Origin of the sequence: Streptomyces sp. NPDC048417, assembly GCF_040651615.1 — a bacterium.
Taxonomy (GTDB): domain Bacteria; phylum Actinomycetota; class Actinomycetes; order Streptomycetales; family Streptomycetaceae; genus Streptomyces.
The window spans coordinates 1-19,670 of sequence record NZ_JBEZKI010000037.1; the positions used below are offsets into that span (position 1 = coordinate 1).

Genomic DNA, 19,670 nt, shown 5'->3' on the forward strand with positions numbered 1-19,670 from the left:
GCCATCCTCGCAACTACCTGGCCTTTCTCGGCCTCGCCGCAGCAATGTGCTGCTACAAACGGCTCCTTCGCCTCACCACATAGGACATCGTCTTATTCGTCCCGCCCTCCGCGCACCGCAGCACGATCCTCGCGCGCAGAGCCAGGAAGTCTTCGCGCGCCTCGCCCAACTCGTCAGCTGAGCCCGTTCGTCATCGCCGAGCACCAGCTCCGACTTGTGTCGGCCCGGCCGCGACTCATCCGCAAGTCCGGCCATCCGCCGGGACGCGATGGCCACTTCCTCACCGTGTCCGCGGTTACCTTGTCCGCCGCCGCACGTGTGTTCGGCTTCCCGTCCGCGCACGCCAGGACCCAGATCAGGACGCCGACCAGCCGCTCGGTGTCTGCTACAACCGGCGGCCTGGACCCGGTCAGGTTTGTTGGGGGCGGCCGTCGGCGTGCGCTGGTGTGGCCACGGCTGCGGATGGAGGTGTGTTCTGTGGGCGGGCGGCCTGCATCACGCCGCCGCGCTGCGCTCCACCGAGGTGTCGGTGAGGGACCGTACCCGCAGCCAGGCGCAGGCCAGGCATCGGCGTGCGCCCTCGCGGAATTCGACCCGGTCGGCCAGGGCCGGCCGACTGCCTTCCAGAACTACCTCGACCAGCGTGAAATACCCCGGCCGCGGTCCTGGCGAGCCCTGGGCAGCTGACCTCGGCAACTCCAAGATCCCCGACAGAGCCAAGCAGAACCAGGGTCAGAACCTAACGAAGCACTACGAGTCGTGGCTGACCAGGGCGGTGAAGAGCTTGCGGGCCCTCGCCTTGGCCGGCCTCCGGTGTCGTGTCTTTGACCCACGGTGCAAAGTCCCAGACCTACCGACGGGCCCGGGTCGGTGGTGCGCTCATTGCTGCCGTCAGGAACGTGATCGCCCAGCGCCGGGCCTCCTCGCCCGCCGTCACCGTCGGGCAGGCGGGGGAGGGCCGGTGGTAGACCTCGACGCGATCCACGGCCGTCACGGCGAAGATCCCCCGCATCCGGAACAACAGCTCCTGTGGGGCAAGGCCGGGTAGTGCGCGCGCGAAAGCCGCCAGGTAGCGCTCACGGACCGTGTCCTCGTCCGGGCCGGTCCAGCTGCGCGCCTCCTCGGCCGGGTCGCTGAGGATCGTCACGATCAGCCGGGACGTCCGGGCTCCGCTCTCACTGCCAGCGGGCATCTCGTCGAAGAGCGGCCCTGCGAATGCTTCCACCAGTTCGGCGACCGACGGTTTTGGGGTCCGGGCGAGCAGTTCGTCGAGCCCGGCGCTCTGGGCAGCGGTGATGGGCTCGGTCACGCGGCGGGCGACCGCGGCCAGGAGTTCCGCCTTCGAGCCGAAGTGATAGCCGACGGCGGCCAGGTTCACTCGGGCGAGGTCGGTGACCGCGCGGACCGAGGTGCCGCTGTAGCCGTGCTCGGCGAAGAGGTGTTCAGCCGCGTCGAGGATCTTGGTCCGGGTATCAGGTAGCGCCATGTGCCGTACTATACAGACGTTTGATTGAAACGAACGTTTGACTCATATGGAAGAGGCTGTCATGAAACTGCTCGTATACGGCGCCGGGGTCTGCGGCAGCTTGTTCTCCGCCCGCCTGCACGAAGCCGGGCTCGACGTTTCACTCCTCGCCCGGGGCGAGCGCCTGGCCTCCCTTCGCCGGCACGGCGTGCAACTCGCCGACGCAGACGGCACTGCCGTCAGGCGGGTACCGGTACCGGTGGTCGAGCACCCGGCAGGCGGGTACGACCTGACCGCCGTCCTCGTGCGCACCCATCAGGTCGACGCGGTGCTGGAGTCGCTCGCCGGCCTCGAAGGCGACGTGCTGTTCCTGCACAACTGGGCGGCCGGCGCGGAGCCGCTGGGCGAGGCGATCGGCCACGAGCGAGTACTGCTCGGCTTCCCCCCGGCACTGGCCGCCGGCACGATGGACGGCGACGTGGTCCGCCCCCGCGCGACCACCTTCATGACCAGCCGGGTCCCGATGCCGATCGGCGAACCCGACGGCCGGACCACCCCGCGACGACTGGAACGGATCGTCCGGGAGTTCCGCACCGCCGGGATCAACGCCAAGGCCGAGCCGCGGATGGATGCCTGGCTCAAGACACACGCCGCGTTCGAAGTACCACTCGGGCAGGGGGTGCACGCGGCGGGCGGCCCGGTGGTGCTGGCCGACGACCCCGACGCGGTCCGCGGCATGCTCCACCTCGTGCGGCAGAACCTGGCCGCCATGCCGACGTCGCCGGTCCCCCGCACGTTCGCTGCACTGCAGACCCTGCCGGAAGGGCTGCTCGTGGCCCTGCTGCGGCGCTTCCTGCGCAGCCCGACCGCCGTAAACAGCGGGCTCAGCAACGCCTCCCCGGCAACGGTCGCCGAACTCGGACGGCTGGCCGAACAGATGCGCGCCCATGCGAGGGTCCGGTAGACCAGCGGCGGCAGTAGCTCCTCGGCCGCACCGCAGCCGAGTGCGTTCCGGGGACTTCCACCGGACCTCCGGCACCCTTGCCCTCGGTCGACGACTGACGAACCGACACCTCGGACACCCCGCCCGCACAGCACTTCGAGCGCAGCTGCCGCACTCTGCAGACCCTCGCCGCCGCCGGCGAACTCCAACGCGACCTCCAGCGGGAGCTGACCTACTACGGGCTGCGCGCCGCCGAGGCCAAGGGCAGCAAAGGCGGCCGCCGTCCCGGCCGACCAGACCGGCGACGTGCGCACCGGATACCTCGAAGGCCGCCCTCGCCGCCCTCGCCCGTCACACCACGTCAGGCCATGGGCTTGCCCTTGACGTGGTACTCGTCGGAGGGCATCGAGTCCCATTCAGTATTCGCGCCGTCGCGCGTCACCATGAACAGCGGACGCGAGCGGAGAACCTGTCCGACTAGTTGCCCGCGCATGAGGACCCCGGGGTCATCAGGTCCTGCGTAGCCCTCGGGCGTGTAGCGGAGGTGCACGCCCATCGCCTCGGCATACGCGATTGCATCGCTTTCCAGCTCCGACAGGTCCCTCCCGACGAGCGGGAGTCCGTCGAACACGACCTGGGGACCATGCACGGCGTCGGCAGCGACGCCGTACAGCCCCACGGCTTGGCTTACATAGGCCGTGACAGCAGGCGGAGAAGGAGCCACCCCGCGACGGTGAACTTCGATCTTCCAAGTCGGCGAGAAGATCGCGTAGTCCCGTGCACAATCGCTGACCTCCGTCTGGCCGAGTATCTCAGCCGCCTCGACCACTTCGTCGACGGTCATACCGAATCGGAGCGGTCCGACGCCGACTGCCGGCGAATAAGACCACTCATCCCGTTCGGCGACTCCGAAATCGGCTTCGGTCTCGACGCCACAGTCGCTCCTCTGGAAACACCTGAGAACTTGCTGCCGCCCATCATGCCAACCACCGACCAGCAGACTGCGGGGCGCCGCCGAGCTCGCGCAGACCACTCAGTGCGAGCCCCGTCTGGGCTCGGCCGGGAATACGCGATACCTGACCGCGTAGAACGGACCGAGCGCACGCGCGACCTCGTACTGCCCGTACACCAGCATGTAGTCGAGCTGCCAGTACACCTGGAGACACCGCTTCAGCAGGGCCGCGCCCAGCCCCCGGGCGCATCCGCTCTGATGAGCGCCGCTGTCCCTGCTTCGGCCGTCGCGGCGTAAGCAGGGACGGCCCGGCGCCCGGCGGACTCGGCCCGGTCCCCGTCGCCCACCTGGAACGGCATCACTTTCGCGGTGGCCGAGGTGGGTCGCGGTGCGAGGGGCACCGGTGCTCGTGCGGCGGGCGGCAGCCGCGAGAAGGGTTCACGGCAGTCCCGGCACATGCCGTGCCAGGCCAGGAGCACGACACCGGCGGACGCTGCCGGGGGGCGGGCGACGGCTCGGGCTCCGGCTTGAGGCCGTCAGCGATCGGATAGACAGTGAGAACCATGAACCGGCACCGGCAACCATCGCGTCGGACTCCGTGGATAGTGGGCGGAGCGGCCGTGGTCGCCCTGGGGGCCGGTTTGGGGGCCTGGGCGCTGGTGTCGTCCGACGACGGCGGCAGCGCCCCCCACTCGACGCCGTCGCCCTCGGTGACGGTGTCGCCATCGGTGACAGCGCCGACGCCGAGTCCGTCCCTGTCCCCTTCGCCGCGGCCGTCGGCCCCGAGTTCACCGGCCTCGGCGACGCCTGGGCCGACACACACGCTCGCGCCCACACCGACCCGGACCGTACGGCCGGTGCCGACCGCCACCCGGCCGGCGCCCCACCGGACGACCCCTGCTCCCCCGCCGCCGGTGCACACACCGACCACGAAGCCGGTGCCTCCCCACACACCGACCACGAAGCCGGCGCCTCCCCACACACCGACGCCCAGACCGTCCGTGACCCCGCCCTGGCCGACCTCGCCCCGGCCCTCGCCGTCCCCCACGACGACGCGGCCGAGCCCGCCCCCGGTCACCTCGCAGCCTTCGCGGACACCGGTGCCCACGACTCCGGCCCCGACGACCACCGGCAATGGACCGGGAACGACCACCTGGGTCACGTCGTCGGAGGCGGTGGCCGCCGCCAAGCGGATGGCGGCTGCCAAAGCGGTCGGCGACCCGGTCTGCTCGCTGTCGGCCGTGGGACAGCCGAACCCGAACCTCGTGCCGCAGGGCCGGCGTATCGGCATCGGGCACTACGGCGACTACTGGTGCCTGATCTGGTAGCCCGCCCCGGCCGCGGCCGGGCCGGGGCCGACGCGCAGCCATTCTCGGGCCTCACCCGTGCGAGCCGGGGGCGGCGGGGTTGGAGGCCGGTGTGGTGGCGGGCAGGTTCGGTATCCAGTAGTCCGTCCGAGTGTCCTGGCCGTCCGGCCATTGGACGAGAAGTGTCTGCACGGGCAGGACGCCGTCCCACCGGTTGCGGCCGCCGCCCGCCTTCTGGGCTGCGGCCAGGGACTGCTTGCCCGCGGGCCGCACTGTCAGCACCGCGAACCGTGAGGTCATCGCGCCTTTGCTGGCCTGCCTGCAGGTCACCTCGCTGAACCGCTCCGCACCCGCCTGGGCTGCGAGGACGCAGACGACTCGCGGTGGCGCGCGGTGGCGGGGAAGGACAGGCGGCCCGAGCCCGCCATAAGCAGGCCGGTGCGGCTCGGCATCCTCCGGGTGGGCGACTTCCTTCCCGTTCAGGGCCAGGACATGGGACAGCCCTCGCTCCTGGAGACCGAGCCGGAACGCAGTGCTGACGCCGTAGCCGGCGTCGGCGACCACGACCGGCGCCCTCAACTGCCACTTGGCGAGCGTGTCCAGCAGACCGAGCGCGCGACGCCACTTCTCCCGGTGCACCACGTCGTCGAGGACTCCTGCCCCACGGCATCGGTCCGGCTCGTCCGTCATGAGTGAGGCGTGGGCATGCATCCACGATGCTTCAGAGCCATACCGGTGCCAGGTTCATCTCAGCCCCGGCAGGCTGCGCAGCTCACCGATCCGCAGAACTCGCGCGAAGAGCAGAAACAGCAGGGCCATCGTGATGCCGCCCGCGGCAAGCGCAAGCGCTGGCGTCCAAGAAGCTGACGCCGAACTCTGGCTGCAGGAGCGGGCGATGAGCCACCCGGTGCTCCCGGCGGCGATGGCGGCCGTGGTCAGTTTCGCGTAGGTGCGACAGATCCGCCGACCATCAAGCAGTCCTTCTGTACGCCGTCGCAGCCGTACGGCCGTCAGCAGCAGGCCGAGCGCGTAGGACACGGCGTAGGCGGCGGCCATTCCCGTGACCGCCCAGCGGGGTGACAGCAGGAGGTGGCAGGCCGTGGCGAGAGCGATGTTGACGCCGCTGATCCACAACGCCATCCGGAACGGGGTTCGGGTGTCTTCGAAGGCGTAGAAGCCGCGCAGCAGGAGGTACTGGGCGGAGAACGGGATCAGTCCCAGGCCGAAGGCTTGCAGCATGTGGCCCAGGGGGACGGTGGCTGCGGCGTCGGCGGCGCCGTGCGCGAACAGCAGCTGAGCGATCTGCGGACCGAAGGCGAGGAAGAAGAAGGCGGCCGGCACGATGATGACGCCGCTGACCCGCAACGCGCGGGACAGGTCTGCGCGAAGGTCGTCGATGCGATGCTCGGTCGCTGCCCGACTCATACGCGGGAGCAGTGCGGTCACGAGGGAGACGGTGACGACCGACTGGGGCAGCATCCAGATCTGCTGAGCGTAACTGTAGGCGGTGTAGCCGACGCCGTCTTGTGGGCGAGCAGCGTCGGAAGCGGAGGCCAGGCGGGTGACAACAGTGCTTGCCACAAGGTTGGCCAGCACGAACAGCAGGGTCCAGCGCGCGGCGTTCACGCTCTTGCGGAGGCCGGTGCCTCGCCAGTCGAAGCGCGGCAGGAACCGGAAACCGGCAGCATGGGCGTAGGGGATCAGGGCGAGCGCCTGGACGGCCAGGGCGAGGGTGGTCCCGATGCCGAGCAGCCTGACCTGGGCGCCAGTGATGTCCGCGACCTGTGCTGGGGCGGTGATCAGGCCGAGGTACAGGCCGAACATGGCGATCAGGACGAGGTTGTTGAGGACCGGGGTCCACATCATCGCGCCGAACCGGTTCCGGGCGTTGAGGACTTGGCCGAAGATGCTGAACACTCCGTAGAAGAAGATCTGCGGGAGCAGGAAGCGGGCGAAGACCACGGTCAGCTCGAATGCGTCGTGCGTGGCGGGTGTGTCGTGCTGGTAGACGCTGATGATCTCAGGGGCGGCCCATGTGGCCAGCGCGGTCCCCGCTCCGAGTACGCACAGCACCAGGGTGACCAGGCGCTGCTCGAAGGCCGCCCCGTCGTCGGGGTCCTCCGCGCGGGCCCGGACCAGCTGGGGAACCAGGACAGAGTTCAGCGCGCCGCCGATCAGCAGGAAGTACAGACTGGTCGGCACCGTATTGGCCTGGTTGTACGTGGTGGCCAGCAGCCCGGTGCCCAACGCGGCGCCCTGCAGGACCTGCCGTATGAGTCCGGTAGCACGCGAGACCACCGTTCCCGCTGCCATCAGCGCGGACGAACGCAGCAGTCCACTCCCGCCTTTCGTCTTCTTCGACACGGCGTGTCTCCGTCTCGCGTGTGACCGCTCTAACCGCTCGGGCGACGTCTCCTCGATCGTGGACACAATCTATGGCCCTGGTCCCGCCCGGTGGGTTGCGGGTCCCCGGATCCCGGGTCTGTCAGGACCGCTACCGAGCGGAGGGTTGTGTGAGACCGTCAGTCGGCCTCGCAGCGCGAGAGTTGCCTGCGGAGGTCGCGATTCTCTCCTTCCCCGCGCGATTTCCAGGCTTTCCGTAGCCCCGACACCTCGTCACGGTGGGCCTCCTGCTGTGGGGCGAGGCGGGCGCTCAACACCCTTACGGCAGCTGCGGTCGAGGAGTCGCCTGGCGGCTGTGCAGGCACCGCCGAGGCCGAACCGCCCCTTGGCGCGGTGCCGTTCGATGCGGGTGGGTAGTTCGAGACTCCGGTAGAGGGAGTCGGTACTCATCCCGGCTCGGCGGGCCACAGCGGTGAAGCTGGCAGACCTACCCGCCTTCACCAGTTCGGTGAGGTCGGTGCGGGCCCGATTTTCGGCTTCCAGGGGCGGATTCCAGCGAGCGTCGCAACACGTGATCACTCCAGTGTTGCGACGAGCTTGGTGAAGAGCTCGGCGGCTGAACGCCAGCTGAGGAGCTTGCGGGGCGGCCGTTGAGTTCGGCGGCGACGTGGGCCAGATCTTCGGCGCTGTAGACCGACAGGTCGGTGCTTTTGGGAAAGTACTGGCGCAGCAGGCCGTTGGTGTTCTCGTTCGAGCCGCGCTGCCAGGGGCTGGCCGGCTCGATGTGCCAGAACGCAGTCCTAGCAGCGGGCCCGCGCGGCCTCACATCCGGGATCTCAGCACGTCGACCTCGCAGCCCGCCATGAACGGGTCGAAGCCGTGCTCGACCAGCCAGCGGACCACCAGCAGACTCCGTAACGACCACCACGCGCGGATCACGTCGAGGTCGACGTCGGTGCCATAGCCTGCGACGACGTCACCGAGGTGCTCCTCGTGTCCGAGCGTCAAGGTGGCGAGGTCGTACAGGGCATCACCCGGGCCACCCTCGGACCAGTCGATGATGCCAGTGATCTCGTCACCGTCGACGAACACGTGAGTGATCTGCAGGTCGCCGTGAGTGAACATCGGAGTCCACGGCCGGAGCGCAGCGTCGGCGATCTGGCGGTTACGGGTGACCAGGTCGGCGGGCAGGATGCCGTTCGCCACGAGCCGCTCGCATTCGCCGTCGAGATCCGCCGTCAACTCGTCGGGGCCCTTTCCCCGGCCGGGCCAGGGCGGCAACGGTGCGTCGTGCAGCTTCCGGATGGCGGTACCCGCCGCAGCCCACGCCGCCGGGGAGGCGGTCGACGGCTCGCCGAGGCAGCCGAGTGCCGTGCCCGGGAGCGCGGCGATCGCGAGCACGGGCGGCTTGCGCCACAGGATCTTGGGGGTCGGGACCGGCGCGAGGGACATCGCCTCGACCTCGGCGTCGAGGCGTGCCTGATGGGCGTCCACCTTCAGGAACACATCGCCGACGCGCAGGGTCGCGCGTTCGGAGTGGGCGACGACGACTTTGACCTCATCCATGGGCGACCAGTATCCCGGGGAGGGTCGTCTGCGTCGCCGGGTTTTATCGCGTGCGATTGCGCGGCTGACCGCGTCCTGCTACCCGGTGGCCTCGTGCACGACATCGACCGCTGACCAGGCCAAGTCCACCACTTTTGTCAGGAGTCCCCAGCCAGATGACGCGCTCGCCCGAGACGCCTCCCTGTATTCGACGTGGCTGGCCGAGGCGTACACGAGGCAGGTGCGCTTCAAGGTCCGGATACCGGGGAGGTGGTGGTCTTGAGGAGCAACTGGTCCTCCTCACTGGTGCCGAACTCTCCGGCATGCCAGAACACGGATGTCGCCTCCCGATGATCTGGTCACCCGTGGCGAGCCGGGCACGGCGGGGGTCTATGAAGGAACGAAGTTCGCCGTCCAAGGCATCTTCGAGGCGCTCGCGGCGGAGGTCGCCGACTTCGGCATCCACGTGACCCTGCTGGAGCCGGGCGCCTATGCCACTGACTTCTTCAGTGCGGGTTCGCTGACAACAGCCCCCGCCCGCCCGGAGTACGACCCGCTGCGCAAGCGGCTCGACTCCATGACCATGGAGAGCCTGGGAGACCCCGCTGCCACCGCGCCGGTCCCTCTGAAGGTCGTCGATGCCGAGAAGCCGCCGCTGCGGATCATTGTCGGTGACCTCCTTCCCCTCGTCCGGGAAACCTACGACATGCGGATCAAGACCTGGGAGGAGTGGCAGGACGAGTCGCTGGCCGCATTGGGGCGGGACACGAGGCAGCTCACACCGCGATCCGGGGAGAAGACATGATCATCGTTGCCGGCAGCGCCGTCTTTGACGTCGACGCCCTCGACGAAGTGCGGGCGGCGATCCGGGAGATCGAGGAGATCACCCGCGCGGAGGACGGCTGTCTCTACTACGCGATGGCGGTTGACGATCCGGCCAAGGGCGAGGTGACCGTGCTGGAACGGTGGCGCGACAGCGCGTCACTCGACGCGCATTTGCGCACGGAGTCCCTCAAACAGTTCCAGGCACGCGTCATCGGTCATGCCCGTGACTTCTCGATCAAGCGGTACGAGGTGGGCACAGGGCAGGAGGTCGGGATTCCCGAGGACTGACTGATCACCCTCCTCCATGTCACCGGTTCCGACGGTCAGGGCCCCGGGGAGAGTCCCGTCCACCCGCTTCGGCCAAGGGATTCCGTAGAGGGCGAGGACGGTCGCCGGCTGGGTGCGGGCGCGCCGCTGCTCGCGATGTCGAGCCGTCAGGCCCGTAGCTGTATCGATCCGCAGCGTTGTTCATGCGGCTGATTGGCGGGTGGCCACCGAGTGCGGTGTGGCCACGGCGGTGGTTGTAGGTTGCAGGAAGTCTGCCAGGTGGCGGTGCGTTCGCTGTTGCTGGTGTAGGGCCGCAGGCAGACCCATTCGTCCTTGCCGAGCCGGTCCAGGCGGCCGATGGTCCCAGTGGTTTCCGCGCCCGCGGGGAGAGCGGCGTTCAGGATCACTCCCGGCTGGCACGCACCAGTACGCCGTTGGCCCTGGCGATGTACTCCCGACGGGCGTTCTTTGCGACCTTTCGTTCTGCCTCTTCGCCAAGGTCGACGCCCTGCACCTCCGCGACCGCCGTGGAGCAGCGGAAGAGTGTCGGCGAGTTCTTCACCGTGGTCGGGCAGGCCCATGCGCCACGCCGTGAGTGCCTCGCCGACCTCGGCCGTGAGCATCCCGTACTCGTACGGGATGTCGGTCGTGTTGAAGCCCTTGGCGAGCTGCCCCGCGACGGTCAGCCACGCCGCCCGGGCCGAGGTAGCCGGGGCGCTGAGGGCGACGGCGGTGGGGCGGTGGGGCGGTGGCGGCGGACGGGAGCTGGAACGGGACGGCGAGCGTATAGGCGGAGGTCGGGGAGCATGGCCCGGCGCGTCCACCGCCTCGACGTACAGGGTGTGGACGCCCCAGGGCAGTGCGGTCGTCAGGGTCGCACCGCCCGACGCGTCGGCGGACAGCGCGGCGGCGCCGCTTCCGGCTGCTGGTCCAGGACAGCGGCGCGACTCCGCGTATCAACGGCGCTGTTCGCCGGGCGCGCGGGAGTCGGCGCGGGAAGTCGCACCGGAGGTACAGCGGTGGCCCGATGCCGCCGAGTGACATATCCATGAAACAGCAAAGTCGGCGAACCAGGGAGAACGGTGCAATGACCTCAGGCGAAGAAGCAATCACATGTCCGTTCGACTTCAGTGAGGGCTTGGAGTTCGATCCCTCCCTGGCGGCGCTCATGGACCGTGGTTCCATCGCCCGGATCCGGCTGCCCTACGGTGACGCCGATGCCTGGCTGGTCACCGGCTTCGAGGGGGTGCAGCAGGTGACCACTGATCACCGGTTCAGCCGGGCGGGGATCATGGGGTCCGACTTCCCCCGGCTGACGCCGGAGCCCATCGTCTCCGCCGAGTCGATCAATGTGATGGACCCGCCGCACAGCAGCCGCCTGCGCCACCTGGCGTCACAGGCGTTCACCCAGCGGCGGGTGGACGCAATGCGAGCAAGGATCACCCGTCTCGCGGACGCCCTGCTCGACGAGATGGCCGAGCAGGGACCGCCGGCGGATCTCGTAGGCCATCTGTCGAACCCTCTCCCCCAGCACACCGTCTTCGACCTGTTCGGCATTCCCCAGGGCGACTGGGGCCGTATGCAGCAGAACCTGCAGCGACTCCTCGCCACCGGCCCGGACAGCCGCACGACTGCCGCGGCCGCCAAGACCGAACTGCGCGACTACTTCACTACGCTGGTCGAACAGCGGCGGAGTTCTCCCGGCAACGACCTGATCAGCGCGTTGGCCACCGCGAAGGACGGCGAGGACACACTCGACGACCAGGAAGTGGCCGTCATGGCGCTCACGCTGACGCTCAGCGGGCAGGACACGGCCACCTGCCAGATCAGCGACATCTGCTACCTCCTCCTGACCCGGCCCGAACTGATGAAACGCCTGCGGGGCCGGCCGGAGACCCTCACGGACGTCCTGAACGAACTGCTCCGCGTCATCCCTTTCCGCAAGGGAGTCGGCATTCCCCGCGTGGCACGGGAGGACGTGGAGATGGCCGGGGTACGGATCAGAAAAGGCGACTTCGTCCATGTGTCGTACCTGACGGCGAACCGCGACCCGCAGCGATACCCGAACCCGCAGTCCATCGACTGCGACCGGCCCCCAGCACCGCACATGACCTTCGGCTGGGGCGGACACCGCTGTATCGCCGTACCCCTGGCCATGGCAGAACTGGAAGTAGCCATCGGACGGCTGTTGGACCGGTTCCCCGGTCTGCGGCTCGCGGTCCCTCCTGAAGAAATCCGCTGGGACACCGACACGATCCGGCGCTTTCCGATCGAGCTGCCCGTCGCCTGGTAGGAGACCCGCACGGATCCCGCCACACACGCCCACCCCGAGCCCGGCAGGCATGCCCAGCACCTCGCAGCCGGCAGGGTGGGGCCTGGTCCGCGTAGCGATACGCGGACCAGGCCCCACCACGTCGGTTGCGAGCTGTGCAGGAGGGGTGGCTGGCCAGTGGGGGGCGGGGCTGCCGCGCGTGATGCCGGCTGGCCGTACCGCGGTGGCCGGTGCTGGGGCGACAGTGCGCAGGCGGACAGTGCGCGCAGGAGCGCCGAGCCGTGCTCGTGACCGGGCATGCGAGTGCGCCGCGACCCCGGCGTCGCGCCGCCCTTATCGGCAGCGCGACGCCGGGGTCGCGGGCTACGCCTGGGATGTCACGCGATGTCGACCATCCCGGACGCCCAGTCGTCCAGGATCCTGGAGGGGTCCAGGACGACCGGCAGTTCGGTCAGGCCCCGGAAGGCGGGGAAGGGCACGGTGAGCCACTTGGCCTCGTCCGCCGCCACGCCCAGGGAGAGTTTCGGGAAGCGGCGGAAGAGCGTGGCCAGGGCGATCTGCATCTCCATCCTCGCCAGTGGTGCGCCGAGGCAGAAGTGCGGCCCCGTACCGAAGGCCAGGTGTTTGCTCTGTACGCCCGGCCGGGTGATGTCGAAGGTGTCGGGGTTCTCGAACACGGCGGCGTCCCGGTTGGCCGAGGTGACCGCGATCTGTACCAGCGAGCCCTTGGGAATGAGTGTCCCGGCGATGGTGATGTCCTCGAGGGCGTGGCGGAAGGTCGCGTTCTCGACCGAGCCCTCGTAGCGGATGATCTCCTCGATCGCGTTCGGGAGAAGGTCGGGCGAGTCGATCACCTGCCTGAGCTGCTCGGGATGGGTGAGCAGGGTGTAGACGGCGTTGCCGATGAGGTAGGCGGTCGTCTTGTGGCCCGCGAACAGCAGCACCCACAGCGTGGACAGCAACTCACCGTCCGTCAGCGACTCCTGCTCGTCGCTCGTCTGGATGAGGACGCTGAGCAAGTCGTCCTCGGGGGCCTTGCGCTTACGGGCGATCAGGACCTCGAAGTACTCCCGGAGAGTGTTCTCCGCCTCGGCCAGGCGATCCTTGTCCTTCTTGCTGAAACCGGTCCTCGCGACGACACTGCACCACTGCTGGACCTCCTGGCGCTCCTCCTCGGGGACGCCGATGAGCTCGCAGATCACCTGCAGGGGCAGCGGGAAGGCGAAGGCCGACAGCAGATCGACGGGCTGCAGAGTGGAGCAGTTGTCGAGCAGCGTGTCGGTGAGCACCTGGATCCGCGGGCGCAGCGCCTCGATACGGCGGGGCACGAAGGCACGACTGACGATCCGGCGCAGCCGCGTGTGCTTCGGTGGGTCGGCGAACAGCATGTTGTCGTCCAGGGCGATGGACGAGTCGCCGAAGATGGACCGGTAGGCGTCGATGGCCGCGTACATGTCCTTGCTGATCCTGGGATCGGCCAGGGCGGCCTTCGCGTCCTCGAACCGGGTGATCAGGTACGAGTGCACGCCGTGGGGCGGGGTGATGCGGCAGACCGGCGCGTTCTCCCGCAGGTGCTGGTAGAGGGGGTGCGGGTTGGCCCGGTACTCCGGGCAACCACGGGATGCCGCGTCCACCGCCCGGGCTGTCTCGTCCGCGTTCTCCTGCTCCTGCATCTGAGTCATCGACGGCCCTTCTTCTCTTCCCACGGTGGCACAGGTCGGCTGCAAGCTTGGAATCCATTGACGCCACTCGGAAAGGGAAAACGCGATTCACCCTGACGCGGACCCACATCGTCGGCACGGTACGGAAGCGGAAAAGCAGAGTCTGCCGTCCGGGGGAAGGCTCGATTGCCGACCCCGGAGGCCTGTGACAGGTTCGGACCCAGGGCCGCCATGAATGCGAATCGCTGCCCGAACTGCCGCTGGGTCACTGGAGGAGGACGGGCTGTGGACACGCGCGACAAAGAAATGGTGCCGGTATTGATCGTGGGCGGTTCGCTTGTCGGACTGTCCGCGTCGGTGTTTCTGGGAAGACTGGGCGTCACCCATATGGTCGCCGAGCGCCGGGCCGCCACTTCCGAACATCCCCGGGGCCGGGGGAACAACATGCGGACGATGGAGTTGTTCCGCACCGCCGGGCTGGAACCGGACATCAGAAAGGCCGCGGCCGTCCTGTCCGGCAATCACGGCATCATGCAGACGGACAAGCTGTCGGGCGGTGAGAGCAGATGGCTCTCGGCCCGTCTCACCGGCAAAGCCCCCGAGACGAACGTGTGCTCCACCCGGCGGTGCGCGTGCAGCCAGAACGACCTGGAGCCGGTCCTGCTGGCACACGCCCGTGCACTGGGCGGCGACGTGCGCTTCGGTACGGAGCTGATCTCCTTCACCGAGGACCGGGACGGCGTGACGTGCGAACTGCGCGAGCGGGAGAGCGGCCGGACGTACTCGATGCGCACGGCCTACCTCCTGGCGGCCGACGGGCCGCGCAGCCCGGTGCGCGAACGACTGAGTATCGGGCAGAGCGGCGGGGGCGACCTGTTCCACAACGTCAGCGTCACCTTCCGCAGCAAGCTCCTCCGTCAGGTGATCGGGGACAAGCGGTTCCTCGTGTGCTACCTGAACGGAACCGAGGGCGAAGGGGTCCTGCTGCCCGTCGACAACGAGGAGAAGTGGGTCTTCCACGTCCCGTGGTTCCCCGAGCGCGGCCAGACGCTCGAGTCCTTCACCGACACGCGCATCGCCGACCACATCAGGGCCGCCGCCGGCGTACGGGACCTGGACGTCGAGGTCACGGGACGCGCCCCGTGGCACGCGGCGGACCGGGTCGCCGACCGCTATCGGCAGGGACGCGTCTTCCTCATCGGTGACTCGGCGCACGAGATGCCCCCCACCGGCGCCTTCGGATCCAACACGGGCATCCAGGACGCGCACAACCTCGCCTGGAAGATCACGGCCGTACTGCACGGCTGGGCGGGAGAGGGCCTGTTGGACACCTACGAGAACGAACGGCGCCCGGTCGCCCTGGCCACGAGTGCCCGGGCCATCGAACAGGCCGCACGCGAGCAGCACCCCGGCTACACCGCCGCGCAGGGGGCGGGCCAGAGCACGGACCTGATGACCGTGTCCCTCGGCTACCGCTATGTCTCCACGGCCGTGTCGGGCGCCGACACCGACGCGCCGACCATCCCGCAGAAGCTTCGCCTGCGGGCGGACCCCGGCACCCGGGCCCCGCACATGGCCGTCGTACACAACGGGGACACCAAGTCGACCGTCGACCTGTACGAGCGGTGCTTCGTCCTCCTCTGCGGCCTTGCGGACGGGCCGTGGCCGGCGGCCGCCCACGCCGCGGCGGCCAAGCTCGGCGTACCCCTGGTGGCCTACCGCGCCGGAGCCGGCCCGGACTTCGACGTCGACACCTCGCCCGCCCTGGCCGCCGGTGCCGAGGACTGGGCCGCCACGCACGGCGTCACCCCCGAGGGCGCGGTGCTCGTGCGCCCCGACGGAATGGTCGCCTGGCGCTCCGGCGGCCTCCCCGCGAACCCCGAGGACGAGCTGAAGCACGTTCTGCAAGGCCTCCTCAGCCGCTGATACCGCTCTCCGACGCCCTCGAACGTTCCACCACAGGGAGCCCTTCCATGCGTCAAGCCGCCGAGACCACCGACCCGCAGGCTCCGGGCGACATAGGCCTGCGCACCGCGCTGAGCGCCGACGACGCCCGGCACGAACGAATAGATGTCCACCACCACTACACAGCCCCCGAATGGGTGCGGTGGGCCGAGAAGAACGGGATCGCGGACCGTGACACGCTGCCGCCGTGGACCCGGTGGGACGAGGCCGCCGCCCTGGACCTGATGGATCTGACCGGCACGCGCACCAGCATCCTCACCGTCGCCATGCTGGGACGCTTCGAGGACGCGGCGACACGCAAGGAGAGCACGCGTGTCGCCCTCGAGGCCGCGGGCGACCTGACCGTCCGGCACTCCGGCCGCTTCGCCTTCTTCGCACCCGTCTTCCTCGACGACGCCGAGCTCTCCCGCTGGTCCGTCACCCATGGGATGGACCAGCTCGGCGCGGTGGGTGTCAGTGCGCGCACCAGCACGGGCGGCACGTATCTGGGCGACCCCGGGCTCGACCCGATCATGGCGGAACTCGACGAACGCGCCGCTGTGATCAGCACGCACCCCATGCAGGTGAACGCCTCCGGCGCCCCCAAGGGTGTACCGCCGTTCGTGTGCGACTTCCTCATGGACACGACCCGCGCCGCACTGAGCCTGATCATGAACGGCACTCTGGACCGCTTCCCGCGGCTCACGTTCATCCTCCCGCATGGCGGCGGGTACCTCCCCTACATCGCGAGCCGCATCGAGGCCTTCGGGCGCCAGCTCGTCCCCGCCGTCGATCCCGGCCGCGTCCGCGACTACCTGCACCGCTTCTACTACGACACGGCCGCGCCCATGTCCCCGTCGGCCACCCCCACTCTTCTGGCCGCCGCGGGCTCCTCCCGCATCCTCTACGGAAGCGACTGGCCGCCGACCCCCACCCGGGTGGTCGCCGACGTGACAACTCCCGCTCTGGACAGGGATACCGCCCTCGGCGACGAGGAGCGCGGTCACATCAACCGCGGGAACGCCCTGCGCCTCCTGCCCGCCCTCGCGGCGGCCTGAGCACGCACGGCGGGTCGTCCTCGCACCGGGTGTGCGGGTGCCGCGGACGACCGCTGCCCGTCTCACTCGGCGCTCGGCGCTCGGCGCTCGGCGCTCGGCGCTCGGCGCTCGGCGCTCGGACGGACGTTGGCCGTGCGACTCGTCTCACCGAGCCGCACGGCCGACGCGCGGGTTCACCTCAGCACAGTCCCGTCGTCGACGCGGTTCTTCTCCTTGACTCGGTTCTTCTCCTTGACCGCGCCGACGACTCGTGAACGGCACGATTCCGTGGAGCAGCCCGTCACCTTCAGGCCGGAGACTCACGTTCGTGAGGGCATGTTCCCGAGCCCGACCAGCACCGTCAGGGTTCGCGGGGACGCGGCGACCGGAAGGCGCCGGCGCGCGCACCGAGGAGCGCGGCGTACCGAACGTGCCTCCAGTCGGGCGTGCAGGTTCACATCACCGGCCGCGAACCGGCGGTGTCCGGAGTAGCAGCGGTGGCAGCCCGATCCGGCCGTACCTAGGCTCGCTAGCGGAAACGAGTTCGCGGGAAGGACACAGAATGCCTCAGGTAGACGAGGAAGAGATCCGCGTCGGCGCAGTCGATACGGCGGATCAGCCCCGAACGCTCCGAAGTGTTCTGCGTTCCGCGGTCAAGGAAACCATGCTGCTGCCGGTGTTCCTGGTCCTCACCGCCATGATGGTGGCACTGTGGGTCATGGGTATGCCCTTCATGCAGGCCTTGACCATTTCGACCGCGGTGAAGATTTCGATGGTCCTGTTCGAAGCGCGTCGGCGGCCTTCCACGCCGAAGGTCTGACGCTCGGCGCCCCTCTCCGTTCCGTCATCCCGCGGCACAGGCGCGTCTTCGGGGTCGGGGCGCCTGTCCCTTGGGCGGCGCACTTCTCCGGTCCCCGCCCGGTGTCAGGCTCCGCGCCCCACCTTCTCGCCTGCCCCGCTCTCCCCGAGGCCCCGCGGCACCGCCGCCGCGAGGTCGTCGCGTCCGGGGTGCGCCCGGCGCTCCCGAAGGTCGGCAACCGCCAGGACCAGGGCGACGAGGATGATCGCCATGGCGGTGAGCAGCCCGAGCTGAAGGGCTGTCGTGGAGCGGCCGTGGTGGGCGACATGGGCGAAATAGACAGAGCCGACCACGGCGATACCGGTGGCCGAGCCGATGCGCTGTCCGGTCTGCAGCACCCCACCCGCCGCACCGGCACGTCGTACCGGCACGAGCGTGAGCGTGAGGGTCGTGTTGGGTGAGACCGTGAGTCCGGACCCGATTCCGCCGATGACCAGCGGCAGCGCCATGGCCCAGCCCACGCCGTCCCCGGGCACCAGCTGAACGGCGACGACGACACCGAGCAGTCCGAGAGCCACTGCGCTCAGGCCGATGACGACCAGGCTGCGGCCGTAGCGCATCACCAGCCGGCCCCCTATGGCCGCGCCGACCGCCGAGGCGGCCGCGAACGGCAGGATCGTCACACCCGCGGCGAGCGCGCTGTATCCCGCGGTGTTCTGCAGGAACAGGGACAGGACGAAGAAGATGGTGGTCAGCCCGGCGAAGAACATGAGGCTGATGAGAGCGCCGAGGGTGAAGGAGCGCAGGGAGAAGAGCCCGAGGTCGACCAGCGGTGCCTTCCCCAGGCGTCCCTGGTTCCTCTCCCACCCCCAGAAGGCGCCGAGCAGCAGTGCGGCCACCGGAATCAGCAGCCACTTGGCCCGGCCCTGCCACTGCTGCTCCTGCACCAGGGGCAGCAACAGGGCGAGTACGCCCGCACCGAGCAGCAGTACGCCGAACGGGTCGAACTTCTCCCGTCCGTCGTTCGGCACCGGGAGACGGGGCAGCAGCCGGTTCCCCGCGACGAGGGCCGCGACACCGATCGGCACGTTGACGAAGAACACCCAGCGCCACCCGTCGGCCGTCCCGAACGCGTGGATCAGCAGTCCGCCCGCCAGCGGGCCCACCGCGGTGGACACGGCGACGACGCTGCCGTGGAAGCCGAACGCCCGGGCCCGCTCGGCGCCCTGGAACATCTGCTGGATCAGCCCCGAGGTCTGTGGTGCGACCACACCGGCGGCCGCACCTTGGATCAGCCGGCACACCACCAGCCAGGTGGGGCCAGTGGCGAGGCCGCACGCCACCGATGCGGCCGTGAACACGGCGAGGCCGAACAACAGGGCCTGGCGGCGGCCCCGCACGTCACCCAGCCGTCCCGCCGGTGCCAGCGCGAGCCCGAAGGCGAGTGCGTACCCGGACACCACCCAGGACTGGGTGGCTGCGGAGGCACCGAGCCCACGCTCCATGGAAGGCAGCGCCACGTTCACGATCGAGACGTCGAGCAGCGAGATGAATCCCGCGGTCAGACAGACCGCGAGCGCTTTCCACCGCCGGTCGTCGAGAGCGGGCCGGGCCGTTTCTGTGGTCATGTGATCACGCTATGCAGCCGTGACCGGTCGCACCAGCCGGGGAAAGGGCGCCGGAATGCCGGATCGCCGAGCCCGGCCTCCGCGCCCGTCGGTTGCGCGGCGGCCTTGGGGGCGGCGTCCCCTTTGGCGGCCCCCTCCCCCAAGGGCAGCCCGGCAGGGGTCGTGACCTTCGGCTCGGCGCAGAGCCGGAAGACGAACGGGATGTGCGACTGTGGTCCTCCGGGGCGCCTTGCCGCCGAGGGCGCTCCAGCCACCGGGACGGTCAGGACCGTGCACGGCGAGCCCTCGACGGCACCGGGATCGTCCCCCAAGGTCATGCACTGGACGGCGTCTGCGGCATCGGGTTTCCGAGCCCACTCACTGCCGCGTTTCGGCCGCGGGCGCTCGGCCCCTGGGGTCGATGTGCCGCCGCGGCTCCGTTCGGATGCGCCGTGCTCGGCGGAGCGGCCCTTCTGCCACCTCTACGTGCGAAGACGGCGTCGCGGTTCATTCCGGGCCGGCCCTACTCCTTTGTCGCCACGCTGGAGCCGGGTACGACGTCATGGACCCGGGTCCACCCCCGACTCGCTCACCGCTCGTCCTGACTCAACCACGAGGGTGAACTTCCCTTGTTGCCCGACGAGCTTCACCCACTCCCCACTCTGACCCGCGGCATCCAGGTCAGGCCACAACCCGAATGCAT

At 69.5% G+C, this 19,670-nt stretch carries 17 protein-coding genes and 3 pseudogenes; 9 read left to right on the plus strand and 11 right to left on the minus strand.

From position 1 onward, the window contains the following. Positions 1-495: 495 nt before the first annotated feature. Positions 496-696 carry a hypothetical protein gene (locus tag AB0D59_RS42045; protein ID WP_362576564.1) on the minus strand — a complete coding sequence of 67 codons (201 nt, stop codon included), beginning with the start codon at positions 694-696 and terminating at the stop codon, positions 496-498. Positions 697-850: 154 nt separating this feature from the next. Next, positions 851-1,486, minus strand: coding sequence for a TetR family transcriptional regulator (locus AB0D59_RS42050; protein WP_362576565.1), 636 nt, complete (start codon positions 1,484-1,486; stop codon positions 851-853). Between the two features lie 61 nt (positions 1,487-1,547). Between AB0D59_RS42050 and AB0D59_RS42055 the strand changes: the two genes are divergently transcribed. Beyond that, on the plus strand, positions 1,548-2,429 hold the full coding sequence (locus AB0D59_RS42055; protein WP_362576566.1) for a 2-dehydropantoate 2-reductase N-terminal domain-containing protein: 882 nt from the start codon (positions 1,548-1,550) through the stop codon (positions 2,427-2,429). A gap of 340 nt (positions 2,430-2,769) precedes the next feature. On the opposite strand, the gene AB0D59_RS42060 is transcribed toward AB0D59_RS42055, so the two are convergent. Both AB0D59_RS42060 and AB0D59_RS42065 read right to left on the minus strand, forming a co-directional pair. Further along, positions 2,770-3,252 carry a hypothetical protein gene (locus tag AB0D59_RS42060; RefSeq protein ID WP_362576567.1) on the minus strand — a complete coding sequence of 161 codons (483 nt, stop codon included), beginning with the start codon at positions 3,250-3,252 and terminating at the stop codon, positions 2,770-2,772. A 189-nt stretch (positions 3,253-3,441) separates the two neighbouring features. Then, positions 3,442-3,564 carry a hypothetical protein gene (locus AB0D59_RS42065; RefSeq protein WP_362576568.1) on the minus strand — a complete coding sequence of 41 codons (123 nt, stop codon included), beginning with the start codon at positions 3,562-3,564 and terminating at the stop codon, positions 3,442-3,444. Between the two features lie 896 nt (positions 3,565-4,460). Here AB0D59_RS42065 and AB0D59_RS42070 point away from each other — a divergent pair. Then, the gene (locus tag AB0D59_RS42070) at positions 4,461-4,688 is read left to right on the plus strand and encodes a hypothetical protein (RefSeq protein WP_362576569.1); all 228 of its coding nucleotides are present in this window, start codon (positions 4,461-4,463) and stop codon (positions 4,686-4,688) included. Positions 4,689-4,739: 51 nt separating this feature from the next. On the opposite strand, the gene AB0D59_RS42075 is transcribed toward AB0D59_RS42070, so the two are convergent. The 4 genes and pseudogenes from AB0D59_RS42075 to AB0D59_RS42090 form a co-directional block, all read right to left on the minus strand. Then, positions 4,740-5,357, minus strand: a complete 618-nt coding sequence (locus AB0D59_RS42075) for a transposase (RefSeq protein WP_362576570.1) — start codon at positions 5,355-5,357, stop codon at positions 4,740-4,742. A gap of 54 nt (positions 5,358-5,411) precedes the next feature. After that, a complete protein-coding gene (gene murJ / locus AB0D59_RS42080) occupies positions 5,412-7,031 on the minus strand; it encodes a murein biosynthesis integral membrane protein MurJ (protein WP_362576571.1) in 1,620 nt (539 codons plus the stop codon). A gap of 466 nt (positions 7,032-7,497) precedes the next feature. Beyond that, positions 7,498-7,791, minus strand: a pseudogene (locus AB0D59_RS42085) (hypothetical protein); the annotation flags it as partial. Positions 7,792-7,832: 41 nt separating this feature from the next. Further along, positions 7,833-8,576, minus strand: coding sequence for a phosphotransferase (locus tag AB0D59_RS42090; RefSeq protein ID WP_362576572.1), 744 nt, complete (start codon positions 8,574-8,576; stop codon positions 7,833-7,835). Positions 8,577-8,892: 316 nt separating this feature from the next. Between AB0D59_RS42090 and AB0D59_RS42095 the strand changes: the two genes are divergently transcribed. Together AB0D59_RS42095 and AB0D59_RS42100 are read left to right on the plus strand one after the other, a co-directional pair. Next, complete coding sequence (locus AB0D59_RS42095) at positions 8,893-9,360, plus strand: SDR family NAD(P)-dependent oxidoreductase (RefSeq protein ID WP_362576573.1); 468 nt, start codon at positions 8,893-8,895, stop codon at positions 9,358-9,360. Beyond that, positions 9,357-9,668 carry a putative quinol monooxygenase gene (locus AB0D59_RS42100; protein WP_362576574.1) on the plus strand — a complete coding sequence of 104 codons (312 nt, stop codon included), beginning with the start codon at positions 9,357-9,359 and terminating at the stop codon, positions 9,666-9,668. Before AB0D59_RS42095 ends, AB0D59_RS42100 begins: the two co-directional genes overlap by 4 nt. 157 nt (positions 9,669-9,825) lie before the next feature. Here AB0D59_RS42100 and AB0D59_RS42105 read toward each other — a convergent pair. Next, a pseudogene (locus AB0D59_RS42105) lies at positions 9,826-10,021 on the minus strand (integrase core domain-containing protein); the annotation flags it as partial. 713 nt (positions 10,022-10,734) lie between these two features. On the opposite strand from AB0D59_RS42105, the gene AB0D59_RS42110 reads away from it, so the two are divergent. Beyond that, a complete protein-coding gene (locus AB0D59_RS42110) occupies positions 10,735-11,940 on the plus strand; it encodes a cytochrome P450 (protein ID WP_362576575.1) in 1,206 nt (401 codons plus the stop codon). A gap of 356 nt (positions 11,941-12,296) precedes the next feature. On the opposite strand, the gene AB0D59_RS42115 is transcribed toward AB0D59_RS42110, so the two are convergent. Continuing rightward, positions 12,297-13,601: a cytochrome P450 gene (locus AB0D59_RS42115; protein WP_362576576.1), complete on the minus strand. Its 1,305-nt coding sequence runs from the start codon at positions 13,599-13,601 to the stop codon at positions 12,297-12,299. A gap of 285 nt (positions 13,602-13,886) precedes the next feature. On the opposite strand from AB0D59_RS42115, the gene AB0D59_RS42120 reads away from it, so the two are divergent. The 3 genes from AB0D59_RS42120 (at position 13,887) to AB0D59_RS42130 (ending at position 17,381) form a co-directional block, all read left to right on the plus strand. Then, entirely contained in the window at positions 13,887-15,506 is a 1,620-nt protein-coding gene (locus AB0D59_RS42120) for an FAD-dependent monooxygenase (protein WP_362576646.1), read from the plus strand. 47 nt (positions 15,507-15,553) lie between these two features. Beyond that, positions 15,554-16,582, plus strand: a complete 1,029-nt coding sequence (locus tag AB0D59_RS42125; RefSeq protein WP_362576577.1) for an amidohydrolase family protein — start codon at positions 15,554-15,556, stop codon at positions 16,580-16,582. Between the two features lie 541 nt (positions 16,583-17,123). Beyond that, a complete protein-coding gene (locus AB0D59_RS42130; RefSeq protein WP_362576578.1) occupies positions 17,124-17,381 on the plus strand; it encodes a hypothetical protein in 258 nt (85 codons plus the stop codon). A gap of 104 nt (positions 17,382-17,485) precedes the next feature. Here AB0D59_RS42130 and AB0D59_RS42135 read toward each other — a convergent pair whose 3' ends face one another. Continuing rightward, complete coding sequence (locus AB0D59_RS42135; RefSeq protein WP_362576579.1) at positions 17,486-18,988, minus strand: MFS transporter; 1,503 nt, start codon at positions 18,986-18,988, stop codon at positions 17,486-17,488. Positions 18,989-19,345: 357 nt separating this feature from the next. Here AB0D59_RS42135 and AB0D59_RS42140 point away from each other — a divergent pair. After that, positions 19,346-19,536 (plus strand): annotated as a pseudogene (locus AB0D59_RS42140) (transposase); the annotation flags it as partial. Positions 19,537-19,670: the final 134 nt, after the last annotated feature.

What these genes read in the sequence shown, in the direction of transcription:
- AB0D59_RS42135 (WP_362576579.1), bottom strand. Translation starts at nt 18,988, where the DNA reads ATGACCACAGAAACGGCCCGGCCCGCTCTCGACGACCGGCGGTGGAAA.
- AB0D59_RS42060 (WP_362576567.1), bottom strand. Translation starts at nt 3,252, where the DNA reads ATGACCGTCGACGAAGTGGTCGAGGCGGCTGAGATACTCGGCCAGACG.
- AB0D59_RS42090 (WP_362576572.1), bottom strand. Translation starts at nt 8,576, where the DNA reads ATGGATGAGGTCAAAGTCGTCGTCGCCCACTCCGAACGCGCGACCCTG.
- AB0D59_RS42055 (WP_362576566.1), top strand. Translation starts at nt 1,548, where the DNA reads ATGAAACTGCTCGTATACGGCGCCGGGGTCTGCGGCAGCTTGTTCTCC.
- AB0D59_RS42075 (WP_362576570.1), bottom strand. Translation starts at nt 5,357, where the DNA reads ATGACGGACGAGCCGGACCGATGCCGTGGGGCAGGAGTCCTCGACGAC.
- AB0D59_RS42110 (WP_362576575.1), top strand. Translation starts at nt 10,735, where the DNA reads ATGACCTCAGGCGAAGAAGCAATCACATGTCCGTTCGACTTCAGTGAG.
- AB0D59_RS42130 (WP_362576578.1), top strand. Translation starts at nt 17,124, where the DNA reads ATGCCTCAGGTAGACGAGGAAGAGATCCGCGTCGGCGCAGTCGATACG.
- AB0D59_RS42125 (WP_362576577.1), top strand. Translation starts at nt 15,554, where the DNA reads ATGCGTCAAGCCGCCGAGACCACCGACCCGCAGGCTCCGGGCGACATA.
- AB0D59_RS42095 (WP_362576573.1), top strand. Translation starts at nt 8,893, where the DNA reads ATGTCGCCTCCCGATGATCTGGTCACCCGTGGCGAGCCGGGCACGGCG.
- AB0D59_RS42050 (WP_362576565.1), bottom strand. Translation starts at nt 1,486, where the DNA reads ATGGCGCTACCTGATACCCGGACCAAGATCCTCGACGCGGCTGAACAC.
- AB0D59_RS42120 (WP_362576646.1), top strand. Translation starts at nt 13,887, where the DNA reads ATGGTGCCGGTATTGATCGTGGGCGGTTCGCTTGTCGGACTGTCCGCG.
- AB0D59_RS42100 (WP_362576574.1), top strand. Translation starts at nt 9,357, where the DNA reads ATGATCATCGTTGCCGGCAGCGCCGTCTTTGACGTCGACGCCCTCGAC.
- AB0D59_RS42115 (WP_362576576.1), bottom strand. Translation starts at nt 13,601, where the DNA reads ATGACTCAGATGCAGGAGCAGGAGAACGCGGACGAGACAGCCCGGGCG.